This window comes from Bacillus safensis (assembly GCF_039619585.1).
GTDB lineage: Bacteria > Bacillota > Bacilli > Bacillales > Bacillaceae > Bacillus > Bacillus safensis.
This window is the reverse complement of record NZ_CP154909.1, coordinates 3,338,944-3,359,518: the sequence shown is the minus strand read 5'-3', so window position 1 is coordinate 3,359,518 and position 20,575 is coordinate 3,338,944. Positions and strand designations below refer to the sequence as shown.

At 42.4% G+C, this 20,575-nt stretch carries 23 protein-coding genes and 1 pseudogene; 12 read left to right on the top strand and 12 right to left on the bottom strand.

What is annotated here, in order from left to right; all coding sequences use genetic code 11:
* Positions 1-120: 120 nt before the first annotated feature.
* The 5 genes and pseudogenes from AAYR28_RS17295 (at position 121) to AAYR28_RS17275 (ending at position 4,115) form a co-directional block, all read left to right on the top strand.
* Positions 121-966, top strand: coding sequence for a lipoate--protein ligase family protein (locus AAYR28_RS17295; protein WP_034281256.1), 846 nt, complete (start codon positions 121-123; stop codon positions 964-966).
* 40 nt (positions 967-1,006) lie between these two features.
* Positions 1,007-1,490: pseudogene (locus AAYR28_RS17290) on the top strand (tetratricopeptide repeat protein).
* 119 nt (positions 1,491-1,609) lie between these two features.
* Positions 1,610-1,801 (top strand): hypothetical protein, encoded by a 192-nt coding sequence (locus AAYR28_RS17285; protein WP_259455914.1) that lies wholly within the window; start codon positions 1,610-1,612, stop codon positions 1,799-1,801.
* Positions 1,802-1,803: 2 nt separating this feature from the next.
* On the top strand, positions 1,804-3,885 hold the full coding sequence (locus AAYR28_RS17280; protein ID WP_259455913.1) for a glycosyltransferase: 2,082 nt from the start codon (positions 1,804-1,806) through the stop codon (positions 3,883-3,885).
* Positions 3,882-4,115, top strand: coding sequence for a DUF5970 family protein (locus tag AAYR28_RS17275; protein ID WP_024426379.1), 234 nt, complete (start codon positions 3,882-3,884; stop codon positions 4,113-4,115). The genes AAYR28_RS17280 and AAYR28_RS17275 overlap by 4 nt, the downstream gene beginning before the upstream one ends.
* 32 nt (positions 4,116-4,147) lie before the next feature.
* On the opposite strand, the gene AAYR28_RS17270 is transcribed toward AAYR28_RS17275, so the two are convergent.
* Entirely contained in the window at positions 4,148-4,957 is an 810-nt protein-coding gene (locus tag AAYR28_RS17270) for an RsfA family transcriptional regulator (protein WP_024423774.1), read from the bottom strand.
* 245 nt (positions 4,958-5,202) lie between these two features.
* Between AAYR28_RS17270 and AAYR28_RS17265 the strand changes: the two genes are divergently transcribed.
* The 3 genes from AAYR28_RS17265 to AAYR28_RS17255 all read left to right on the top strand — a co-directional run bounded on the left by AAYR28_RS17265 (position 5,203) and on the right by AAYR28_RS17255 (position 7,427).
* The gene (locus AAYR28_RS17265; protein WP_003215259.1) at positions 5,203-5,424 is read left to right on the top strand and encodes a DUF1450 domain-containing protein; all 222 of its coding nucleotides are present in this window, start codon (positions 5,203-5,205) and stop codon (positions 5,422-5,424) included.
* Positions 5,425-5,594: 170 nt separating this feature from the next.
* A complete protein-coding gene (locus AAYR28_RS17260) occupies positions 5,595-6,896 on the top strand; it encodes an HD domain-containing protein (RefSeq protein WP_007497716.1) in 1,302 nt (433 codons plus the stop codon).
* Positions 6,897-6,926: 30 nt separating this feature from the next.
* Positions 6,927-7,427: a YwgA family protein gene (locus AAYR28_RS17255; RefSeq protein WP_024426378.1), complete on the top strand. Its 501-nt coding sequence runs from the start codon at positions 6,927-6,929 to the stop codon at positions 7,425-7,427.
* A gap of 92 nt (positions 7,428-7,519) precedes the next feature.
* On the opposite strand, the gene AAYR28_RS17250 is transcribed toward AAYR28_RS17255, so the two are convergent.
* Genes AAYR28_RS17250 through ssuE form a run of 8 tightly spaced genes read right to left on the bottom strand, consistent with a single transcriptional unit; the run spans position 7,520 to position 13,026 of the window.
* On the bottom strand, positions 7,520-8,263 hold the full coding sequence (locus AAYR28_RS17250) for an amino acid ABC transporter ATP-binding protein (protein WP_048237688.1): 744 nt from the start codon (positions 8,261-8,263) through the stop codon (positions 7,520-7,522).
* Complete coding sequence (locus AAYR28_RS17245; RefSeq protein ID WP_120207891.1) at positions 8,260-8,970, bottom strand: ABC transporter permease subunit; 711 nt, start codon at positions 8,968-8,970, stop codon at positions 8,260-8,262. Before AAYR28_RS17245 ends, AAYR28_RS17250 begins: the two co-directional genes overlap by 4 nt.
* A gap of 16 nt (positions 8,971-8,986) precedes the next feature.
* On the bottom strand, positions 8,987-9,829 hold the full coding sequence (locus AAYR28_RS17240) for a transporter substrate-binding domain-containing protein (RefSeq protein ID WP_024426375.1): 843 nt from the start codon (positions 9,827-9,829) through the stop codon (positions 8,987-8,989).
* A gap of 17 nt (positions 9,830-9,846) precedes the next feature.
* Complete coding sequence (locus AAYR28_RS17235; RefSeq protein ID WP_024426374.1) at positions 9,847-10,608, bottom strand: amino acid ABC transporter permease; 762 nt, start codon at positions 10,606-10,608, stop codon at positions 9,847-9,849.
* A gap of 13 nt (positions 10,609-10,621) precedes the next feature.
* Positions 10,622-11,185, bottom strand: a complete 564-nt coding sequence (locus AAYR28_RS17230) for a GNAT family N-acetyltransferase (RefSeq protein WP_120207889.1) — start codon at positions 11,183-11,185, stop codon at positions 10,622-10,624.
* Between the two features lie 26 nt (positions 11,186-11,211).
* Positions 11,212-11,466: a glutaredoxin family protein gene (locus AAYR28_RS17225; protein ID WP_025093857.1), complete on the bottom strand. Its 255-nt coding sequence runs from the start codon at positions 11,464-11,466 to the stop codon at positions 11,212-11,214.
* Entirely contained in the window at positions 11,466-12,491 is a 1,026-nt protein-coding gene (locus tag AAYR28_RS17220; RefSeq protein WP_120207887.1) for an LLM class flavin-dependent oxidoreductase, read from the bottom strand. Before AAYR28_RS17220 ends, AAYR28_RS17225 begins: the two co-directional genes overlap by 1 nt.
* Positions 12,475-13,026, bottom strand: coding sequence for an NADPH-dependent FMN reductase (gene ssuE, locus AAYR28_RS17215; protein WP_120207886.1), 552 nt, complete (start codon positions 13,024-13,026; stop codon positions 12,475-12,477). The genes AAYR28_RS17220 and ssuE overlap by 17 nt, the downstream gene beginning before the upstream one ends.
* A gap of 149 nt (positions 13,027-13,175) precedes the next feature.
* On the opposite strand from ssuE, the gene AAYR28_RS17210 reads away from it, so the two are divergent.
* Positions 13,176-14,066 carry a LysR family transcriptional regulator gene (locus AAYR28_RS17210; protein ID WP_025093859.1) on the top strand — a complete coding sequence of 297 codons (891 nt, stop codon included), beginning with the start codon at positions 13,176-13,178 and terminating at the stop codon, positions 14,064-14,066.
* A 39-nt stretch (positions 14,067-14,105) separates the two neighbouring features.
* Here the strand turns inward: AAYR28_RS17210 and AAYR28_RS17205 are convergent, their stop codons facing one another.
* A complete protein-coding gene (locus tag AAYR28_RS17205) occupies positions 14,106-15,434 on the bottom strand; it encodes an LLM class flavin-dependent oxidoreductase (protein ID WP_345808888.1) in 1,329 nt (442 codons plus the stop codon).
* A gap of 374 nt (positions 15,435-15,808) precedes the next feature.
* Here AAYR28_RS17205 and AAYR28_RS17200 point away from each other — a divergent pair, with 374 nt between their 5' ends.
* Positions 15,809-16,621 carry a zinc-dependent metalloprotease gene (locus AAYR28_RS17200; protein ID WP_025093861.1) on the top strand — a complete coding sequence of 271 codons (813 nt, stop codon included), beginning with the start codon at positions 15,809-15,811 and terminating at the stop codon, positions 16,619-16,621.
* A 50-nt stretch (positions 16,622-16,671) separates the two neighbouring features.
* Here the strand turns inward: AAYR28_RS17200 and AAYR28_RS17195 are convergent, their stop codons facing one another.
* Positions 16,672-16,857, bottom strand: a complete 186-nt coding sequence (locus AAYR28_RS17195; RefSeq protein WP_003214939.1) for a 2-hydroxymuconate tautomerase — start codon at positions 16,855-16,857, stop codon at positions 16,672-16,674.
* Positions 16,858-16,970: 113 nt separating this feature from the next.
* On the opposite strand from AAYR28_RS17195, the gene AAYR28_RS17190 reads away from it, so the two are divergent.
* The gene (locus AAYR28_RS17190; RefSeq protein ID WP_024423770.1) at positions 16,971-17,627 is read left to right on the top strand and encodes a site-2 protease family protein; all 657 of its coding nucleotides are present in this window, start codon (positions 16,971-16,973) and stop codon (positions 17,625-17,627) included.
* Positions 17,628-17,639: 12 nt separating this feature from the next.
* Positions 17,640-18,158 carry a YwhD family protein gene (locus AAYR28_RS17185; protein WP_024423769.1) on the top strand — a complete coding sequence of 173 codons (519 nt, stop codon included), beginning with the start codon at positions 17,640-17,642 and terminating at the stop codon, positions 18,156-18,158.
* A 124-nt stretch (positions 18,159-18,282) separates the two neighbouring features.
* Here AAYR28_RS17185 and AAYR28_RS17180 read toward each other — a convergent pair whose 3' ends face one another.
* Positions 18,283-20,352 (bottom strand): transglycosylase domain-containing protein, encoded by a 2,070-nt coding sequence (locus AAYR28_RS17180; protein WP_120207882.1) that lies wholly within the window; start codon positions 20,350-20,352, stop codon positions 18,283-18,285.
* Positions 20,353-20,575: the final 223 nt, after the last annotated feature.

Sequence of the window (20,575 nt, the reverse complement as noted above, 5' to 3'; positions counted from 1 at the left end):
AACCAAATCATCCAACTGAAACGATCTGTGACGCCAAATGTTATGGAGCTTTTTTGCATTCTCCCCCATTCATCCCATGGTATAATAAACACAGTTTATGAACGAGAGGATATGCAGGAGATGAAAAATGAACCTATTGAGTTACTGACACAGCCAAAATGGCGAATCATCGATCAGTCGAGTCTTGGTCTCTATGTGGACCCGAAGCAATCTTTTGCGATGGATGATACGCTTTGCGCGTCGGTGGGGAAGGGCCTCTCACCAGCGACAGCCCGTTCTTGGGTGCATCACAATACGATTGTGCTTGGGATTCAGGATACAAGACTTCCATTTCTCCAAGATGGCGTAAAGCTGCTTGAGGAAGAGGGATATCGTGTGATTGTGCGCAACTCAGGGGGTCTTGCTGTGGTGCTAGATGAAGGTGTACTGAATGTGTCTTTAATTTTTGCGGAACAAAAGAAGGGCATTGATATTGACCGCGGGTATGATGCGATGGTGGAATTGATCCGCCGGATGCTGTCGATGTATGATGTGGACATTGAAGCCTATGAAATAGTCGGCTCTTATTGTCCAGGCAGCTACGATTTAAGTATCAATGGAAAGAAATTTGCAGGCATTTCTCAGCGTAGATTACGCGGTGGGGTCGCTGTGCAAATTTATTTGTGTGCAGATGGAAGCGGGCGTGAACGTGCCGACTTGATCCGCCGTTTTTATGACGCCGCCTTAAAGGATAAACGGCAAGAAGTGAAGGCAGTATTTCCTGATATACAGCCGGATACGATGGCATCCTTATCAGAATTAATCGGTGAATCGATTGATTGTACACTTCTTATGCGTTTATTACTAGAGGAGCTTCAAAAGCTTAGTGATCAGCTGACAGCCTCGGGCCTGAACGCAGAAGAACAGCTGGAATTTGAGAAAAACATGACGCGGATGATTGAACGGAATGAAAAGGTGTTTTCGTAAATATCAGTCTTTTTATCTTGAAAAGAGTAGAGGTGAAGTGATGGAAACAAAGCTTGAAAAAGCCATTGAACTTCGAAAAAGTGGACATCTTCAAGAATCAAAGGAAATGCTGTCTCATCTTGCAGAAGAGTATCCAGACGATGCCTCTATTCATTATCAATGTGCCTGAAGTTATGACTTGTTAGGAGAGGAAAGGCAGGCTGTCTTTTTTATGAAAGGGCCATTGAGTTAGGATTGTCTTCAGAAGAACTAGAAGACGCTTTACTAGGGTTAGGAAGTACATACAGAACTTTAGGAGAATATGAAAAGTCAAAACAGATATTCCTAAAAGGGATGGAAACTTATCCGGACAACAAAGCCATTCAAACGTTCTATGCCATACTTTGTATAATTTAAAGGAACATAGCAAAGCGATGGAAATATTACTGAACTGTTTAACTGAAACGACAAAAGATCCTGCTATTTTAAGTTATCGAAAAGTGATTGATTTTTATTCAAATCAGTTAGATACATTGTGGAAATAATATATTGATTTGGTTACTTGAATAGATTTGGAGGGGCAATGTGATGAAAAAATCCCCTCCTTTGTTATGGAATTTTATATGTGATAGTCATTTATGGCGTAAGAAAGAAGGTAAATTTGTTGTCAATATTCACCACGTATTACCCGCTGTTTATGCTTTGTGTTTTGTCTGTGTTGTATGTGATGTATCGTATTCAGCCGCTTGCCTCTACTGTTAAAAAAATCATCATTGTGCTCTGTGTGTTAACAAATCCTCCTATATTTGCTGGCGTCTCTTTTTTACACTGCCGCATGAAGGTACATTTAATATAATAATGGGCATCTTGCTTGTTGCCTGTGAATGCATTGGATTTTTACAGCTGCTTGTGTTTTATACACTTGTTTGGAAGCCTTCAAATCGGAAACAAGTCACGATCAGTGATCTTGACAGACTGCCAACAGTTGATATTTTCATAGCTACATATAATGAACCGATTGAAGTGCTGAAACGCACTGTTGCAGGCTGTTTGAATCTGTCTTATCCAAAAGGCAGCGTCCACATTTATTTATGTGATGATGGCAAGAGGGAGTCTGTGGAGCAGCTTGCATCTGAGTTTGGCGTTCATTATCTGACAAGAACAGATAACAAGTTTGCTAAGGCGGGTAATTTAAACCATGCGATGTCTCAAACGAATGGGGAACTGATTCTCACACTTGATGCTGATATGGTCCCCCTTCCTGCCTTTTTAGAAAAGACAGTGCCTTACTTTCATGATGGAGCGACTGCGTTTGTTCAAGTTCCACAGGCGTTTTATAACGAAGACCCTTTCCAATATAATATGTTCTCGAAGGATCGAATTCCAAATGAACAGGACTTCTTCATGCAAACCCTCCAAGCTGGTAAGGATCGGTTCAATGCGGTGATGTATGTCGGGAGTAATACTGTATTTAGAAGAACGGCCTTAGAGGAAATTGGCGGATTTGCTACTGGAGTGATTACAGAAGACATGGCGACCGGAATGCTTCTCCAAGGGAAGTTCAAATCTGTGTCTGTCGGAGAAGTATTAGCCGTCGGTCTGGCACCTGAAAGCTGGCTTGATTTGTTAAAGCAGAGAGACCGGTGGTCGAGAGGGAACATTCAGTGCGCCCGTAAGTTTAATCCATTGAAGGTTCGCGGCTTAACGCTTATGCAGCGAGTTCTTTATTTAGATGGCATTGTGTATTGGTTTAACGGTTTGTTTAAAATGATTTACATTCTTACACCAATATTGTTTTTATTGTTTGGTATTCAAAGTTTCTGGGCCGATTTCCAGTCCATTTTCATGTTTTGGCTGCCGGCGTTCTTTAGTTCGTATTTAGCGTTTAAACTGGTGTCGAATCAAAAAAGAAGTATGTTTTGGAGTCATATTTACGAAAGCTCTATGGCATTCCACTTGGCTGGTGTAGCTTTAAGTGAGCTGTTTTTGAAGAAGAGGGTTGAATTCCTTGTCACGCCGAAGGGAATTCAAACGGACAAGAGACATTTTCATTTGAAAACGATGATTCCTCATTTGATCTTCTTGCTGCTCTCATTGCTTGTCCTTGTGAAAATAGGATACGATATGAAGGTAAATGGGACGATGAATGCTGATCTCACGTTGATTAATATTTTTTGGGTGCTTTATAACGGTGCAGGTCTATTCATGGCACTGATTGTGGCGTTTGATCGTCCGCGTTATCGAAAATCAGAGCGGTTTGCCATAGAAAAAGAGGGGCATCTCTGTTCTGATCGTCAAGATGAATCGATTGCTTGTTTTCTACTAGACATGAGTGATTCAGGTGCGCGTCTATCCATTCCATTGGATCAAGCTTCTTCTTTTAATCAAGGACAAATGCAATTGTTTTTTTCAGAGGATCAAAGTGTGGCGTGTGATGTGGTTTGGAGCCATCCAGATGGAGACAAGCTGATGGTTGGTGTTGCTTTTACTGATACAGAAAAATCAGAGTACCTATCATTGATCCGTTTCTTATTCACACGAGAGCATGTATCGATAACGGATCGTGAGAAAAAATCCTATGCTGTTCGGACATTTCTCCGCTTTATAAGAGAAACGGAAAAAGTACCAAGGGCCTTGCGGCGCAAATGGGTGAGAAGACCGTTGCAAAGCGTGACAGGCACGCTGTCCTATGAGGGCCGGTTAGAAGAGAAGGTGCCGGTGAACATACATGATATTAGTGTATCTGGGTGCAAAATCGAGTCTGAAGCTTCAATTGAATTACATGAGAAAGTGCTGATCACCATTGACACAGAATCTCTCACAGATCAGCCGGCGATTGCAGTCTGGACATCACAAAAACGCGGCCGCACAATGGCCGGACTCAAGTTTGTTCAGCCTGAAATCAAGCAGATAGAAGAAAGAGAGGGAGTGGTTTCTTGAAGTCCAAAAACGGCGGTTACCTCTATTTATTATGGCTTCCTGTCATCATGGGAGCCGGCTACGGCATTTCGCTTTTAGTGCCATTTCTTCAGCCTGTCCTGACACTTGGCATTGCAGGTCTTTATATTTTTATGTTTGGTGATTTTCAAGTAAGGCAGGTCAGGTATATTTTTATGTTTGTGTTTTTGATCAATGTCCTTTTTAGTGTGATGCTATTTTTGGGCATTTAAAAAGTGCTTCCCGAGGCGGGGAGCACTTTTTGTTATTCTGCCATTTTTTCGAGGTTGCCGTTCCGGTCCATTTTAAAGGTTGGTGCGGCACTATCGTCCTCTTCAAATAAAACTAGTTTTCTTGCACGGTTCATGATTTTGACGAGTGTTTCATAATCTTCTTGAATCGTGAGCTGATCCTTTTCAAGCTTCTTCACTTCAGCTTCTAGCTGCGAGACTTTATGAGAAAGCTCATTGTTTTCTCGTTTTAAGCGGCTGTTTTCCATACGTAAGGCAGTGGATTGCTGACCATCGCCTTCATAACGGCGTAAGAAATCAATGATATCGTCGATGGTTAATTCTTGATGCTGCCTAAAGGGATTTGCTTCCGGCTTTTTCTCTGCGGTATTTGGGGCAGGAGCAGCCTGTGACAATAAATGTGATAAACTAGCTAACTCTTCATTGTAGCTTTGATCCACAAACTGAAGCTGTTCAGCCGTTTCAGCTGCTGGTGCAAATGTTTCTTCCTTTGCTGGCTCCAATTCCTGTGAGAATTCCTCTTGAGTAACCGTTTCTTCTACTTGCGGCTGATAAAGTAATCGTTTTTTCGCTGGCTGGCCATTGCCAAGAGCGCGCATCCGTTGTTTTCGCTGTTTTTTGGCAAGTGCCAACGCTTTTTCATATTGATGTCTGACGACAGCGTTCCATCTAAATCCGCATGCCGCTGAGGTGCGGTTCAGCTTGTCTCCAACTTCTTCAAACGCATTTAGCTGCGTGCTGCCCTCTCTGACGTGACGTAAGACGGTTTCTGCCAGGAGGAGATCATTTTCCTCTGACCAAGCATCTTGTCTTTGTTTTGACATGTGTTTAAACCCCCATAAGATTTGATGGTATTAGATTAGCCAAGTTCAAGAAGGTTTATACAAGTTTGCTAAAAGGATAGTGGAAAATACTAGCTTTTATGTAAGCACGGGATTGGTGCGGCAAAGCGTCTTGCAAGTCCAGCCGCTTCGATGTACAATGTTGGGTGGTATATTATTCACGATTGGCTGTCCAACTGTTTCATATAGAAGAATGAAGTATCATCATTGAAAGGAAGCGTAAGACCATGGCTAATGAGTTTCGCGTATGTGACGATTGTGATGCGACGAACCTAAAGACGTTATTGCCTCGACTCAAATCGGTTGACCCTGATGCAAAAATTGAGATCGGCTGTCAATCCTATTGTGGTCCAGGACGAAAAAAGGCTTTTGCGTTTGTGAACAATCGCCCATTATCCGCACCAACAGAAGATGAATTACTTGAAAAGGTTCAAAAAAAAGTCAAATAAATGTCACTGAATGTGTTCAGTCGACCTAAAAAGAGGTCCGTCCCTGTCAGGTCGGGCTTTTTACGTCCGTGCAATCTTTGAGAACACATTCACCAGCAAATTCAAGGATGTTTTCGGGAAAAGTTACCCGATATAATAGAAACACGTCTTAAAAAAAGAGGGACGAAACGATGGCGTATCCAAAAGGGAAATTATCTGAGGAAAAGGTATTTAAAGATCCTGTACACCGTTATGTTCACGTAAGGGATGCATTAATATGGGATTTAATAGGAACAAGAGAGTTTCAGCGCCTGAGACGAATTAAACAGCTAGGAACTACTTATTTGACGTTTCATGGTGCAGAACACAGCCGATTCAATCATTCACTCGGTGTATACGAGATTGTGAGACGAATTGTGGATGATGTGTTTAAAGGGCGGCCTGAATGGGATGAAGGGGAGCGCGAGCTTGTACTTAGTGCAGCCTTGCTTCATGACCTCGGACATGGTCCATTTTCTCATTCCTTTGAAAAGGTCTTCCACTTAGACCATGAATCGTTTACAAGAGATATTATTTTAGGGCAGACGGAAGTCAATGAAGTGCTCCGCCGGGTGAGTGATGATTTCCCGAAGCATGTGGCTGAAGTCATTGCCAAAACGTATCAAAACAAGCAGGTGGTCAGTTTGATCTCAAGTCAAATTGATGCCGACCGAATGGACTATTTGCAGCGTGATGCTTACTATACAGGCGTCAGCTACGGCCACTTTGATATGGAACGTATTTTACGTGTGATGCGCCCGAGAGAAGATCAGATTGTGATGAAGCAGAGCGGGATGCATGCGGTTGAAGATTATATTATGAGCCGCTATCAAATGTACTGGCAAGTCTATTTCCACCCAGTGACACGCAGTGCGGAAGTCATTTTAACGAAAATTCTTCACCGTGCAAAAGAGCTGCATGAAACGGGTTATATTTTCACACATGCCCCCGTTCACTTTTATTCAATCTTTGAGGGGAATGTCACCACAGAGGACTATATTAAGCTGGATGAATCCATTGTCTTATTTTATTTTCAGGCGTGGGAAGATGAAGAAGATCACGTGCTGGCTGATTTGTGCCGCCGTTTTATGAACCGCCGATTGTTCCAATATACAGAGTTTAATCCAAATGAAGAAATGACGAAATATTTCAAGCTGACCGCCTTGTTCAAGGAGGCAGGAATTGATCCTGACTATTATTTAGTGGTCGACTCTTCCTCTGACTTGCCCTATGACTTCTACAGACCAGGGGAGGAAGAAGAGAGGCTGCCGATCCACCTTTTGACGCAAAGCGGTCATATTAAAGAACTGTCGAGACAGTCAGATATTGTTGACGCCATTTCCGGTAAACGAAGAACCGATCATAAACTTTATTTCCCGATGGACTTAATTGTAGATATGTCGGAAAAAGCTGAAGAAAAGAAGGCGATCATGAAGCTGCTTGGTTTGGGATAAGGAAGTACTGAAAAAGGAGATGTCGGGAATTTGTTGAAAGAGCATGCAAAGTTGATGAAGGTATTCTCTGAATCAGGGGAAATCGTTGGTCGGAAGAAGCTGCAAAAGATGATTTACATAGCAAAAAAGCTAGATTTGCCTTTTTACGAGAAATACGATTTTCATTTTTATGGCCCCTATTCAGAGGAGTTGACGCTCAGAATTGAAGAGCTGTGCAACCTTGGATTCTTGGACGAAATGAAGGAAAAAAAGGGCGGATACTATCAATATCGCTATTCGCTGACGGACAATGGGAAAGAGTTTCTCGATCAGTGTGAAGTGGACATGCCTGACCTCAAAGCGCTGACGCAGCAGATGAACGAGCAATCATCCCGTTTCCTAGAGCTTGTCTCAACGATTTTATATTTTGATAACCTGCCAGAAGATGAGGTGAAGGAAAAGGTCTTCACCATTAAAAGCAAGCAGCGCTATACGGACGAAGAATTTGAGGCGGCCCTTGCTTATATTGATCAGTTGAAGGAATTGAACTAATGAGAAGAACCAGTGTGTGATGGCTCATGGCTAGAACAGACTGGTTTTTATTTTGCGCAGAAACAAGCCGACCGCATGGATCGACTTGTATTTTATGAATGGTGATAAGAGAATCTCGCTAAAAATTGTTTTGTACGTTCTTCTTTCGTCTGTTCAAAGACTTCTTCCGGCGTACCTGATTCGACGATGACCCCATCCTCCATGAAAATGACCCTGTCGGCAATATCATAGGCAAAGCTCATCTCGTGGGTGACGATGATCATGGTGACACCGGTTTGTGCTACCTGTTTAATGACATCAAGCGTTTCTCCTACAAGTTCTGGATCTAATGCAGAGGTCGGTTCGTCGAACAAAATGACTTCTGGATTTAAAGCCAGTGCCCGTGCAATGCCGACGCGCTGCTGCTGACCGCCAGATAATTGATGCGGATAGGCATCCTTTTTCTCCAGTAGTCCGACCTTTGTGAGTAATTGGAGAGCTGTGTCATAGGCTTGATCTTTCGGTTGTTTACGGGCAATGACTAAACCTTCCATGACGTTTTCAATTGCTGTTTTATGAAGAAATAGATCGTATTGCTGAAAGACCATAGCGGTTTTTCTGCGAAGTGCGAGAATGTCTTTGGGCCTTGCTTGATTGAACTTGACGGTCGTGTGATCAATGCTGATTTCTCCTTGATCCGCACGCTCAAGAAAATTCAAGCATCGCAGAAAGGTTGATTTCCCAGAACCGCTCGGACCTAAAATGACGACCACTTCGCCTCTTTCTACCGTTAAATCAATTCCTCTCAGAATCTGGTTTTTACCGAACGCTTTATGCACCTGTTTGATGTCAATCATGCCAATCGTCTCCTTTTGTTTTTGTGTCCATATTTCTCGTATAAGGCTGTAATGGCTTCGATAGAGGCACACAGTGCCCAGTAAATCAGAGCAACGGCGATGTAGGCTTCAAGATAACGATAGTTCACATTGGCTTTGATTAAAGCTCCGTTTAAAATATCGACCACAGACACCATTGAGACGAGAGAAGAGGCTTTGATTAAACTGATCAGCATGTTGTTCAAAAGTGGAAGGGCGATGGGAAAGACTTGCGGTATAATGACCCTTCGTAAGATCTGTTTACTGGTAAAACCAACGGATAGAGCAGCATCGAATTGCCCCTTTGGAATAGATGCAAGAGAGCTTCGAAATATTTCAGATAACCCGCTTACGGCATATAAAGTAAGGGCGAAAATGGCAATCCATCGTCTGTCCAAATCACTGAAACGAATCTGAAGAGAAAAAGATGCAGCCAAACGATCCAGCGAATCAGAAAAAAGAAGATAAGATACGAGCAGAATGAGGACAACAGGAATTGCTTTAAAAATAGCCACAAACCATTTGAACAATGGAGACAATACAGGCACCTGATAAAAACGGATAAGGGCAATACCAAATCCAAAGACTGAGCCAAATAATAACGGGAGAAAGCCTAATAACAGCGTCGTTGGCAAATAATGAAGTGCGGCTAAAAAGGCCTGCAGCATAAAGGCAACATCAAAATCCACTCAGATCGCTCCTTTCTTATGATGTAGTAAAGTCTCCGCCCAATATTTTCTTAGACAATTCAGCGAGCTTGCCGTTATCGATCAGTTTTTGTAATGCTTGATCAATGTCTTTTTGAAGTTTTGTATTGTTTTTTTGATATAGATAATATGTTTTAGATACGTTTACAGGCTTTCCAGAGGTGACTAGATTGGCATTGAATTGTTTGTTTAATTTGTTGACGTCATACTTTGTGAGCAATGCCGCATCGACTGTGCCATTTTGAAGGTTTTTGACGAGAATTTCATTCCCGCCATCTCCGTAGACAATGTCAATTTTCCGATCATGCTTTTTGTTATATTGCTCTAGAAGATAAGCGAAATTACTTCCTGTAGAGGTGTGCACTTTGTGTCCAGCCAAATCGTCAAGGCTTTGAAAATCATGACCGGATGCTTTATCAACAACCACATAGCTTGTATAATCTGTGTAGCCAACTTTTCCAAATAGATATTTCTTCTGGCGCTCATCATTGATTTCATATTGATGGGCAGCGAGATCTACTTTACCAGCATCTAAAGCGGGCAGAATATTTTTAAATTCGAAGGATTCATATTTAAACTTATATTGTGGAAGCAGCTGATCCACTTCATCTAATACAGCCTTCTCATAGCCTGTTAGTTGACCGTTTTCATCTAAGTAAACAAAAGGCTGATAAGCGTTCCCTGTGCCAACGATGATTTCTTTCGCATCTGGATCATTATTCGCTGCTTCTGCTTTGACTTCATTCGATTGTTCTGTATTTCCGCAGGCAGCAAGCAGCAATGAACCAAGTGTAAGCAGACCGATGATGTAATGTTTTTTGAATCGTTTGTTATTTTTCATGTGAAATCCTCCTCGTTTTACTTCGCACGCTTTTCGACAGTGAAGGCCGTTTCAGGTCTTTTTAAGGAAACGAATGTCGTCTGACGCTGTTTTCTCGTTTTCGGTGTATTGATCCGTTTTTCCAATAGATCAAACGCTTTTTCCAGCAGCATACTTAACATAATAAAAATGACGGCAGCAATAAAGTATCCTTCTAATACGCGATAGTATAAAGCCCCTAATGTTTGGACCTTTCCTATAATATCCATCACGCCTAGTGTAAAGGCGAGGGAGGTGTTTTGTAATAAGTTCACAATGGCCACGCCGATATTCGGGAGCGCAATTCTTCCTGCTTGAGGAATGAGCGTTCTTCTATAAATCTGCCATTTCGTCAGCCCAATTGAGGCAGCCGCTTCATATTGAGATGCTGGGACACTTGATAAGGCTGATCGGAATATTTCTGAAAAGTAGGCAGCTGTATTGAGTCCATATGTAATATAAAGAAAGATCAATTTGTTCCACATGGAGATATCAAGGCCAATTGCTGCGAGCACACCTGGCAGACCATAAAAGACAATAAACATTTGAACCAGGATAGGCGTTCCGCGAATAAATGAGACATAGACTGCACTGAGTTGATGCAGAACAGGAATGCGCTCAATTCGAAAATAAGCAAGGATGAATCCAAGAAAGCTGCCAATCAAAGTGGCAAATAAAACAATCAGCAAGGTCGTTGGAAGGGCTGATAATACTTTAGGAAAAAGTGTGACCACATACTCCCATTTGAAAAACTCACCCACGTTGAATCACCTCCTATGTAGAAGTCGTTTCGACTTTTTCTTCTGCGGGTGGTGCCCCTAGAATGGCTGGATCAAAGCGTTCAGGGATAAGCACTTTATACATCAAAACACCTAAATCTCCATTTTCAGCCTCGCGTTCAATATATTTTGTATATCCTTTTCGTTCGTACATCTCTAAAAGCCAAGGGTGTTTCCGGCCAGAAGTGCCTAGTGTATAAGCAGGCGCTTTATATGTCTGCCGGAGCAAGGTGTTTTCTACATAATCGAGCAGCTTATTTCCAATCCCTTGACCGGCTAAATCAGGAGCTGTCGCAAACCACCAGACAAATGGATAGCCTGAGACCGGCTCAGTGCTCTCCCAAGGAAAACGTATGGTGATGGTGGATATGAGCCGTCCGTCTCGTTCTAATACAACGGCAGCGGACTTTGTAATGTTTTCTGTGACCATTTCAAGTGTGGCGTTCGAGGATGGCCAATCGATGCCCATTTCCCCAAGCGGTTTAAATGCACTGGACAGCAATTCTAAAAAAGCTGGCGCATCTTCTTCGGTAGCGATGCGAAAAATATCTCGACTCATGACAAACCTCCATTCAAAATGTAATGTCAGATTAATGCTTTTTTTAAAGTCTCGATATCTGGATTCAGCAATGCTTGATACACGTGGGGATCATGACTGATCTCAACTACAGGCACATAGCGGACACCGTATTTTGCTTCTAAAATGTTTCTGTAATCATCATGTTCTGTGACATCAATCGTTGAAAAAGGGATCTGCTGATCGTTGAAGTAGGATTGAATGTCCTTGCAATAACTGCATCCATTTTTGCTCCATAATATGATTTTTTGATTGTTTGACATTAGACGTTCACCTCTTGATTGATTGGTTTTTGATTTGTTTGTTCTTGATCAAGTGCTTCTTTTAATAAAGTGATAGACGTGATCCTTTCATCAATATTTACGATCGGCGACAGCACGATGAATTCATTGATATCGTATGACTTGGCTAGCTCAGTCAGCCTGTGATGAACGGTTTCTTTTGTGCCAGCGGTATAACCGGTTTTTTGTACGTGAATGTTGTACTGTTCCTTCTCCGTTTCTTTCACCAGTTTTTCTGCATCCTCTAACGATGTGACATTCAGTTTTCTTCCATCAGAAAAGGAGACCTTTACTGTTTCCTTTTGTTTGATATGTGAGAGTGCTTGTTCGGGATCATCGGCTACAGAAACGGTGATAGCAAGAAGGAATTGCTGGCGGGAGCCCGCTTTCTGATATGTTTGAAAGGTCTCTCTTGCTTCTTTTAATAAGGCTTCATCTCCATTAATAAAGAAGGCAAAGACAAAGGAGATACCAAGTTTTGCTGCAAATTCAGCGCTCTCTATACTTCCCCCTAAAAGGAACATGTCAGGTGATAAACGAGGGATGGGCTGAGCATTCAATTCATTTGTGTGTTCTGTCAGATAAGTTTTGAGATCCACTAATTTTTGAGAAAAATCCTTCCGTGACGCCTGATAATCTTCCTGAAGAGCTTGTGTCGATAGGTTCAGTCCTCCAGGCGCTTTCCCAACACCTAAATCGACTCTTCCAGGCGCTAATGATGCGAGGACGTGAAATGTTTCAGCCACTTTAAACGGGCTGTAATGCTGAAGCATGACACCGCCAGACCCAATTCGTATGTTGTTTGTTTTTGCTAAGAGGTAGCCGGCAAGAGCTTCAGGGGAAGAACCTGCTACTTGAGGGTTATTGTGATGTTCAGACACCCAAAACCTGTGATAGCCAAGCTGATCCGCTGCTTCAGCCAATCTGACAGTATGCTGAATGCCCGTCTCTGCGTTCTCGTTTTCACCGACAAGGCTTTGATCAAGAATACTAAGGGTGAACGACATTGGCTGTTCCTCCTATCAGACTTTGATATTGAGATAATGCGAGGTTTAACCTGTTTGTGGCATCTGAATCAAGTAAGTAATCACCTGACTCCTGCTTTGTGACCTGTTGATCCACGACATACACGCCAGATTGCACAACCGTTGCACCAAGTTGATGAATAATCGGTTTAAGAGCATATTCAATGACGAGCAGGTGGCCGTAGGTTCCTCCTAAAACAAACGGAAGGACGGGTTTTCCTTGTAACGCTTTCTGTGGAAGTAAATCTAAAAACGTTTTTAAAATACCAGAAAATGACGCTTTGTAGACAGGCGTTAACACAATGACACCGTCACTCTCATTCACAAGTTCAATGGCCTTGACAACCTCTTCGTTTGAAAAGTCCGCACGTATTAGTGCGCTGCTAGGCAGCTGGTGAACTTGAATGATATGTACATTGATTCCATTGATCGTTAAATGCTGCTGAACATGATGCAAAACACCGGTTAATCGAGATTGGACGGAATGTCCGCCTGCTATAATCGTTACTTTCGTCAATTCGTCTCCTCCATTTCACATAATTCCTTCTAAACAACTTGGAATAGTTGATAATATAAATTATAATAAGGCAAACCAATTGAAAAGTATAATTAGTAATCATAAATACACGATTCAGTTATTTAAAATATAGAGAAAAGAGGGGTTTTATGGAGATTCGTGCGATCCGCACCTTTGCTACCATTGTGAAATATGGGAATTTTTTAAAAGCAGCAGAAGCACTGAATTATTCTCAGCCAACCATTACCTTGCACATCAAACATTTAGAAGAGGAAATTGGAGAGAAGCTTCTAGAGAGAGGGAAGACCTTAAAGTTAACAGCTTCAGGACAGCTTTTTTATGAAAGAGCCAATTCTTTACTCAATGAATATGAGAAACTGACGAAAACGCTTCAAGATTTAGAAGTGGGCATTGCGGGATTCATTCGCATCGGTGTTTCTGAGCCTACTGCCAGTTTAGAATTCCCGGCGCTCCTTGCAGAATTCAAGGAAAGGTTTCCGAATGTAGAATTTTCGGTACAAGTAGCAGATGCGAATACCCTGAGTTCCTTGCTTTCGCATGATGAGATTGATTTTGCGATTTGCGGTGCACCAGAAGCTTCGATGGAAAATAGCTATAAGCCGCTTTTTCAAGATGATATTGTTCTGCTGGTTCCGTCCTCCCATCGATTGGCGGAAAAAGATGTCGTAGAGGTAACTGATTTAGAAAATGAGACTATACTATTCACACCTCACAATTGCCCCATCCGTATCCAAATTGAACAACAAATCGTTGATGTCATTGGGACAAATTACAAGAAATTAGAGATTACTAGCAGCATGTCCCATAAACACTATGTTCAGGCGGGCTTAGGAGTATCTCTGTTTACACGAACGGCTCATTCTTTTACACTCCCGGGTACGAAGGTATTAGAAATAAAGGGCATTCAAGTTTCCCCGCCAGTTGGTCTATTGAGGAAAACAAATGATACGCCTGGAAGAGCTGTGCTCCAGTTTATTGATCTCATTGAAAGTCGATTGCATCAGCACCAACCGTCATAAAAAGAGGGGTTAGCCTTTATGCTAGCCCCTCTTTTAAATTTATTTTACTGTTTGTTTCAGAAACTGATTCTTCTTCATCGGCAGACCTAAGTTTTCGCGAAGGGTATGAGCTGGATAATTTGGGTCGTAATATCCTCTTTCGACTAATATCGGAATGACGTGCTCCGTCCATTCGGATAAACCGCTTGCTAAAATTGGAGCGCCAAAAATAAATCCATCTGCGGCGTCCTCTTCGATCCATTGAATTAATTTGTCAGCTACTTGTTCGTAAGTGCCGAAAAAGGCACTTTTTGGTGTGGTCACTTGTAAAGCGACTTCTCTTAAGGTCAGGTTTTGATCTTTGGCCATTTTCTTAATGGACTCTGTTGTGGATTGGAAGCTGTTTGACCCAGCGTCACCTATATCCGGAAAAGGTTCATCAAGCGGGAATTGACTGAAGTCCAAATGGTCAAAGAATCGGCCGAGATAATGCAGAGCTTCTTCAATAGAGACTAGATGTTTAATGGCTTCATATTTTTCTTCTGCTTCTTCGACCGTTCTCCCTGTAATCGGGTGGATGCCAGGGAATATTTTGATCTCGGATGGTTTTCTTCCAAGCGCTGCTGCTCTATTTTTCACGTTGCGGTAATAGGCTTTTGCCTTTTCAAGTGAATCGGCATTTGTAAATACAGCGTCTGCTTCTTTTGCGGCTAGATCTTTTCCTGCCTCTGAAGCGCCTGCTTGGAAAATAACGGGCTGCCCTTGTTCAGAGCGCTCAATATTTAAAGGACCTTTGACAGAAAAGTGTTTGCCATGATGGTTTAAGGTGTGCAATTTATCTCGGTCGAAGAAGACACCTGTTGATCGATCTCTTACAAAAGCATCTTCTTCCCATGAGCTCCAAAGCCCGTTCACTACATGTAAATACTCTTCTGCAATTTCATATCGAAGTGAGTGGCTTGGGTGCGAACGGATGATGTGATTTTCAGCAGAGCCCTCTAATGGGGAAGTCACAACATTCCAGCCTGCCCGGCCTTTACTTAATTTGTCCAAGGAAGCAAATTGCCTGGCAATGGTAAAGGGCTCACTGTATGAAGTGGATACAGTACCCACAAGTCCAATCTGTTTCGTGACTGTGGCAAGTGCAGATAAGATGGTTAATGGTTCAAATCGGTTTAAGAAATGAGGAATCGAATGTTCATGAATATATAAGCCATCTGCCACAAAGACAAAACGGAAACCCGCTGATTCCGCTTTTTTGGTCATCTCTTGATAATAATCAATGTTAACACTTGCATCTGCTGGCACCGATTTATCCTTCCATGCATTCATGTGACCCCCTGGGCCATGTAACATTAATCCAAATTGTATGTGCTTTTTTCCAGACATGCCGATCGTCCCTTCCGTTTTTGAGGTAGCAATGTTTTATGTTCTTCATCATAAGGCAGAACCGCAGAGAAGTATAATTGGTATCAGTAAAGTGTGACTTTATCTTTTCTAATATCATTTTTTGGTTCTTTCAGATGTGACATTAGGTCCATGATATTATTTCTTAAAAACATGAGTGTTTACTAAGTAAATGACCCAGACCAAAAGCGCTATTTTTCGATGAAATGTGTGTCAAAATATCCGAAAAATTAGTGAAAATGACGTAATTCGACTTTCTTCCTGTGCATCTAATTCCCTGTTTTTGACTGAATAGAAGGAAAATGGTGAATTTTCAGTGAATATATAACCTTGTGAAAAACAAAGGAGGGATAGGAATGAAAAAGCGTTCAGTCTTTTTGTCATTTTTATTGGTAGGTAGTTTGTTACCGGGGGTAAGTTCAGCTTCAGCACCAGTAGCGAGTGCAGGTCATGGGCATGATCATGGTCATGCGCCGTTCGAAACCCATATTAGTGAGGGGTTGCCAAAAGCAAAGGATTTTAAAGATTTGAAGACAGCACCTCCAATTGAACGAGATGTGACAACAAAGGTATTAGATGAGTCTGGTAAGCAGGTAGGCTCAAGAACCTTTAAGGCCAATACAGGAGATTCAATTTCAACAAAGGCAAGCACAGGCAGTCAGAAGGTCACTGTTTATGCTGTCGCTGATGCGCAGTATCGTGCGAAATATAGTGACTGGCAAACACGGATTGTCAGCATCATCGAGCAAGCAGATGTCACGTTTAACCGTGATCATGATGTGGACTTTGTCGTACAAGCAGTAGGATCATGGACGTCTTCGGGTTCAAATGCAGAGCAAATTTTGTCTAACCTTGCGCGCAGCTTTGATGGCAGAGGATATGACTTTGTCACTGGATTTACAGCAAATCCAAACTTTGATGCTGGCGGAATCGCTTATGTTTACAATAGTGCACCAAGCGGAAGTGCATTCGCCGTTAACCTTGATCAAGGAACAGCGAACACTGCAAAAGCGGCTACGCATGAATACGGTCATAACTTTGGCTTACCGCACGACCCTCAAGGAAGCGGCATTGTCTGCCTAATGAATTATGATTATTCTTACACAGTCGATTTCTTCGATGCGGCTCATAAAAATCAAGTGAACCGTAATAAAGCGTGGTACAGATAAGAATGCAGACAAAAGGACAAACACATTGAGTGTTTGTCCTTTTTATATGCTTACAGATCGCTCATTCGCTTTCCTGCTACGGCATAGTGTTCTTTTTTCATTTCTTCAATAATAACAGAGACTTTTTCTGCACCTGCGCCTGTTGTTTCTACAACGGCATCAGTGACTTTCTCCACAAGAGCTCTTTTCTGCTCGTCTGTTCTTCCTTCAAGCATTTGAACGGTGACAATCGGCATGGCGAAAACCTCCTTTTTCCTTTAATGCTACGCTTCCCTTTAGTTTAAGGGACTTCTTATAGTATACTGAATGAAGTAAATCATTGTATAGAAAGAAAGAGGGATTCATGCCTTTGAACCAATTTCTTGTTTATCCATTAGAACTTATTCCATATGTCGCCATTACGCTTGTTGTTGCATTTACGATGCACGAGCTGGCGCATGCATATGTTGCGTACCGATTCGGAGACCCGACGGCTAAGAATCAAGGGAGACTGACGTTAAATCCACTGAAGCATCTCGATGTATTCGGGACTATTTTGATCTTTGTGGCCGGGTTTGGCTGGGCGAGACCTGTACCGGTGAATCGTTACCATTTTAAAAAACCGCGCTTAGCAGGGATTTGTGTCTCCATTGCTGGGCCATTAAGTAACTTAGTGCTGGCGTTTTTGGGCTTTTTTGTGTATGTGCTTCTTCAGAAATTTGGCGGGGAGTGGATTATGCGCTTTGAGCCGGGAGTCGATAATTTCTTTTTAATCTTTATTAACTTAAACGTCATCTTGTTCCTATTTAACTTATTACCACTTCCGCCGCTGGATGGGTATCGGATTATTGAGGACGTCGTCAGCCCCCGTATCCGGGCGAAAATGACGCAATTTGAACAATATGGGATCATTATTTTTCTCATATTCGTGATCACACCGCTGGGACAGTTTGTGTTTGGTCCATTGATCGGAATGCGGGATCAAATCATACACTGGTTTAATCTTATTTTGAAGCCGCTGCTTTAGGAGGTTTAATAAATGGAAGGTAAAAAGAAAAAACCAATTGGTTTTAACATCATTAAAAAAACAGATGCAACCGACGGACATGGAGGCTTTGGGGCAGGTGCACTCAGCCTTGATAATATCTCGCCAGTCATCATTGATGTAGAGGAAAAGGAAGCTGTCATTGATATTGGTGCCATGCATGCAAGAAGTGCCGTCGAAAAAGGAATTAAATTTTTGAAAACAAAAGAAGAGGTGCCGAACGGAAAACCGTATTGGCTTGTATGGGTGACGATTGACCGCAGAGAAGAAGGGCCTTATTATGCAGGTGTGACGGCTTGTGAAATGACCGTTGACCGTTCGATCCGCCGCGGGTATAAGTCACTTCCAGAGCATGTGAATTTAATGGATAAATCGATGAAGCGAAAAATTGTCGTTAGTCATATGGATGACGTATCCAAAAAGGTGCTGGCTGATTTCTTAAAAGGTCATAATCAAGCGCTCTGGGACGCATCAACAGATGAATTAAAAGAAGGATTGGCTGTCCCTGAATAATTGTGAAATTTTTGTGAAGATTGGCGGATGGCTACCAATTCTCTCCGGTTTTTGAGTAAACTGGTGTTAAAGCTAGGACATGGAGAATCCCGAGATGCAGATCTCGGGGTTTTTCATGTCTTTTTTAACGTTTCAGCCACTTTTCCCACCATTTCTTTGGCTTTTGATCTTGAACTGGTTCCTGCTCAGAGGCTTTGTCCTCAGCACCATAGCAGACACCTGTCGGCTCCGTTCCTTCTATAAAATAGGTGAATACCTTTGATTCACATCCTGGACCTGCGAGGTCGCCGGTTTTTGGATTGATATATACCCCTTTGACACCGTCTGGCGGCATGAAGGAAGAGGCTGGCTGCTTCGAGAGAGCTGATTCCATAAAGGAAGCCCATATTTTTTTCGCATAGGCCGTTTCTTCGACTGAGTCAATGGTGCGGTCTTTATCATAGCCTGTCCATACACCTGTGACGAGCTGGGGAGAGAAGCCGATCATCCAGCTGTCGGCGCCTGTAGTCCCAGACTTTCCTCCGTATGTTCTTGTAAGGTCCTTTATAATGGTGCGGCCAGTGACACTTGTATAGCCGTTTAATTGATCATTGAACATGCCTGACATCATGTCGGTGGTGACAAATGCTGCTTTTTCATCGAGGATTTGTTCTCGTTTTTGTTTCTCTTCAAAAAGCACATTACCTTTTGCGTCGGTTACTTTCGTAATAAAGGTTGGTTTGACGCGTTTTCCGCCATTGACCAGCATGGCGTAAGCATTGGTCATTTCAATGGGTTTCACAGGAGACGTGCCCAGGGCAAGAGAGGGTACTTGATCTAGTTTCTCCTTGATTCCAAATGTCTTGCCTGCACGTACAAGCTGTTCCATTCCTAAAAATAGATGGGTCTTTACAGCGTAAATATTATCAGACAGTGCTAAAGCTTGAAGCATTGTAATGCCGTCATTGGCGTAATAGCCGTGATAATTGCTTGGTGAATAAGCGGCATCGCTGCCTTGATCGTCCAGTTCAAACACCGTTTCCTCACTGCGCATGACGGTTGCGGGTGTAAACCCGTTTTGCAAGGCAATGTAATAAAGAAGGGGTTTCATGGTTGAACCGGGTTGCCTTTTTGCTTGTGTCACCCGATTGAATGGACTTTTCTCATAATCTCTCCCGCCTATGAGGGCAAGTACATGCCCTGTTTGAGGATGGATGGCGGCAAAGCCGATTTGGATTTCTGATTTGGAATTCATCGTATTTTTTAACGTCTTTTCTGCAATTTTCTGTAATACTGGATTGAGAGTCGTTTGGATATGAAGCCCATAGGTTTCAATTTGTTCCTCAGTTAACCCCAAGCTTTGTTTCAACTCTCGAATCACATCGTCATAAAAATACGGGGCTTGCTTTGCTTGCAGTTGCTTCTTTTGCAAAGGGCGATAGGACAGCTTTTCTTTCGCAGCGTCATCGGCTGCTTTTTTCGTAATCATGCCATCCTCGTGCATTTGTCTCAAAATCATATTCTTTCTTGCGCCGGCTTTCTCCTCATTCACATAAGGGGAATAGAGAGAAGGCCCCTTTGGGATACCGGCAAGCAGGGCAGATTCAGCGAGGGTTAAGTTCTTTGCTTTTTTCCCGAAATACAGACGGGACGCTGCTTCCACACCGTACGCTCCGTGACCATAATAAATGGTGTTCAAGTATCCTTCTAAAATCTCATCTTTTGTATAGTTTTGTTCTAAACGAATCGTGTAAAAGGCTTCATTCCACTTCCGCTTCCACGTTTTATCATGATCTAAATACAGATTTCGTGCATATTGCTGGGTGATCGTGCTGGCACCTTGCACCTTAGCCATGGCACGAATATCGGCCACCGCAGCACCTGCCATCCGTTTCACATCAAAGCCATGATGCTCATAAAAGGTTTTATCTTCAACAGCGACAACTGCCTGTCTGATATGAGGAGACATCTCCTTTAATGGCACCCAATATCTCTTTTCTCCAAAGCTGGATTCTCCAAGCTTTGAGCCATCGGCTGCATAAATGGTCGTGGATTGGGGAACTTGAACAGAAGGGGCACCTTGCCATTTAGCTATTAATAGAATCGTCAAAAAGACGGTACCTGCAAATAGAAAAGCAAGCAAGCCGATAAAAAAACAGGCTCGAATCGTTTTCACGGTCATGCGGATTTTTTTATTACTCATGATTGTGTCCATGCAAAGCCCCCATTTTGACGGTTTTTTATCAGTATGGAACAAAGAAAACCGTTTTAAACAAGCGATTGCAGGAGCGCTTTAAAAAATGAAGAGAACTCATGCGGTTCTTTACAATTTGATATGAATCCACTATACTTTTTTCTTGGACAATCGATATAGTCAAAGCCGATAAAAGGCGCTAACAATAGATGTTTGTTTATTAATGGATGAGAGGAAGATGAAC

What these genes read in the sequence shown, in the direction of transcription:
- AAYR28_RS17295 (WP_034281256.1), top strand. Translation starts at nt 121, where the DNA reads ATGAAAAATGAACCTATTGAGTTACTGACACAGCCAAAATGGCGAATC.
- AAYR28_RS17280 (WP_259455913.1), top strand. Translation starts at nt 1,804, where the DNA reads ATGGGCATCTTGCTTGTTGCCTGTGAATGCATTGGATTTTTACAGCTG.
- AAYR28_RS17270 (WP_024423774.1), bottom strand. Translation starts at nt 4,957, where the DNA reads ATGTCAAAACAAAGACAAGATGCTTGGTCAGAGGAAAATGATCTCCTC.
- AAYR28_RS17265 (WP_003215259.1), top strand. Translation starts at nt 5,203, where the DNA reads ATGGCTAATGAGTTTCGCGTATGTGACGATTGTGATGCGACGAACCTA.
- AAYR28_RS17260 (WP_007497716.1), top strand. Translation starts at nt 5,595, where the DNA reads ATGGCGTATCCAAAAGGGAAATTATCTGAGGAAAAGGTATTTAAAGAT.
- AAYR28_RS17250 (WP_048237688.1), bottom strand. Translation starts at nt 8,263, where the DNA reads ATGATTGACATCAAACAGGTGCATAAAGCGTTCGGTAAAAACCAGATT.
- AAYR28_RS17240 (WP_024426375.1), bottom strand. Translation starts at nt 9,829, where the DNA reads ATGAAAAATAACAAACGATTCAAAAAACATTACATCATCGGTCTGCTT.
- AAYR28_RS17230 (WP_120207889.1), bottom strand. Translation starts at nt 11,185, where the DNA reads ATGAGTCGAGATATTTTTCGCATCGCTACCGAAGAAGATGCGCCAGCT.
- AAYR28_RS17225 (WP_025093857.1), bottom strand. Translation starts at nt 11,466, where the DNA reads ATGTCAAACAATCAAAAAATCATATTATGGAGCAAAAATGGATGCAGT.
- AAYR28_RS17220 (WP_120207887.1), bottom strand. Translation starts at nt 12,491, where the DNA reads ATGTCGTTCACCCTTAGTATTCTTGATCAAAGCCTTGTCGGTGAAAAC.
- AAYR28_RS17210 (WP_025093859.1), top strand. Translation starts at nt 13,176, where the DNA reads ATGGAGATTCGTGCGATCCGCACCTTTGCTACCATTGTGAAATATGGG.
- AAYR28_RS17205 (WP_345808888.1), bottom strand. Translation starts at nt 15,434, where the DNA reads ATGTCTGGAAAAAAGCACATACAATTTGGATTAATGTTACATGGCCCA.
- AAYR28_RS17200 (WP_025093861.1), top strand. Translation starts at nt 15,809, where the DNA reads ATGAAAAAGCGTTCAGTCTTTTTGTCATTTTTATTGGTAGGTAGTTTG.
- AAYR28_RS17195 (WP_003214939.1), bottom strand. Translation starts at nt 16,857, where the DNA reads ATGCCGATTGTCACCGTTCAAATGCTTGAAGGAAGAACAGACGAGCAG.
- AAYR28_RS17185 (WP_024423769.1), top strand. Translation starts at nt 17,640, where the DNA reads ATGGAAGGTAAAAAGAAAAAACCAATTGGTTTTAACATCATTAAAAAA.
- AAYR28_RS17180 (WP_120207882.1), bottom strand. Translation starts at nt 20,352, where the DNA reads ATGGACACAATCATGAGTAATAAAAAAATCCGCATGACCGTGAAAACG.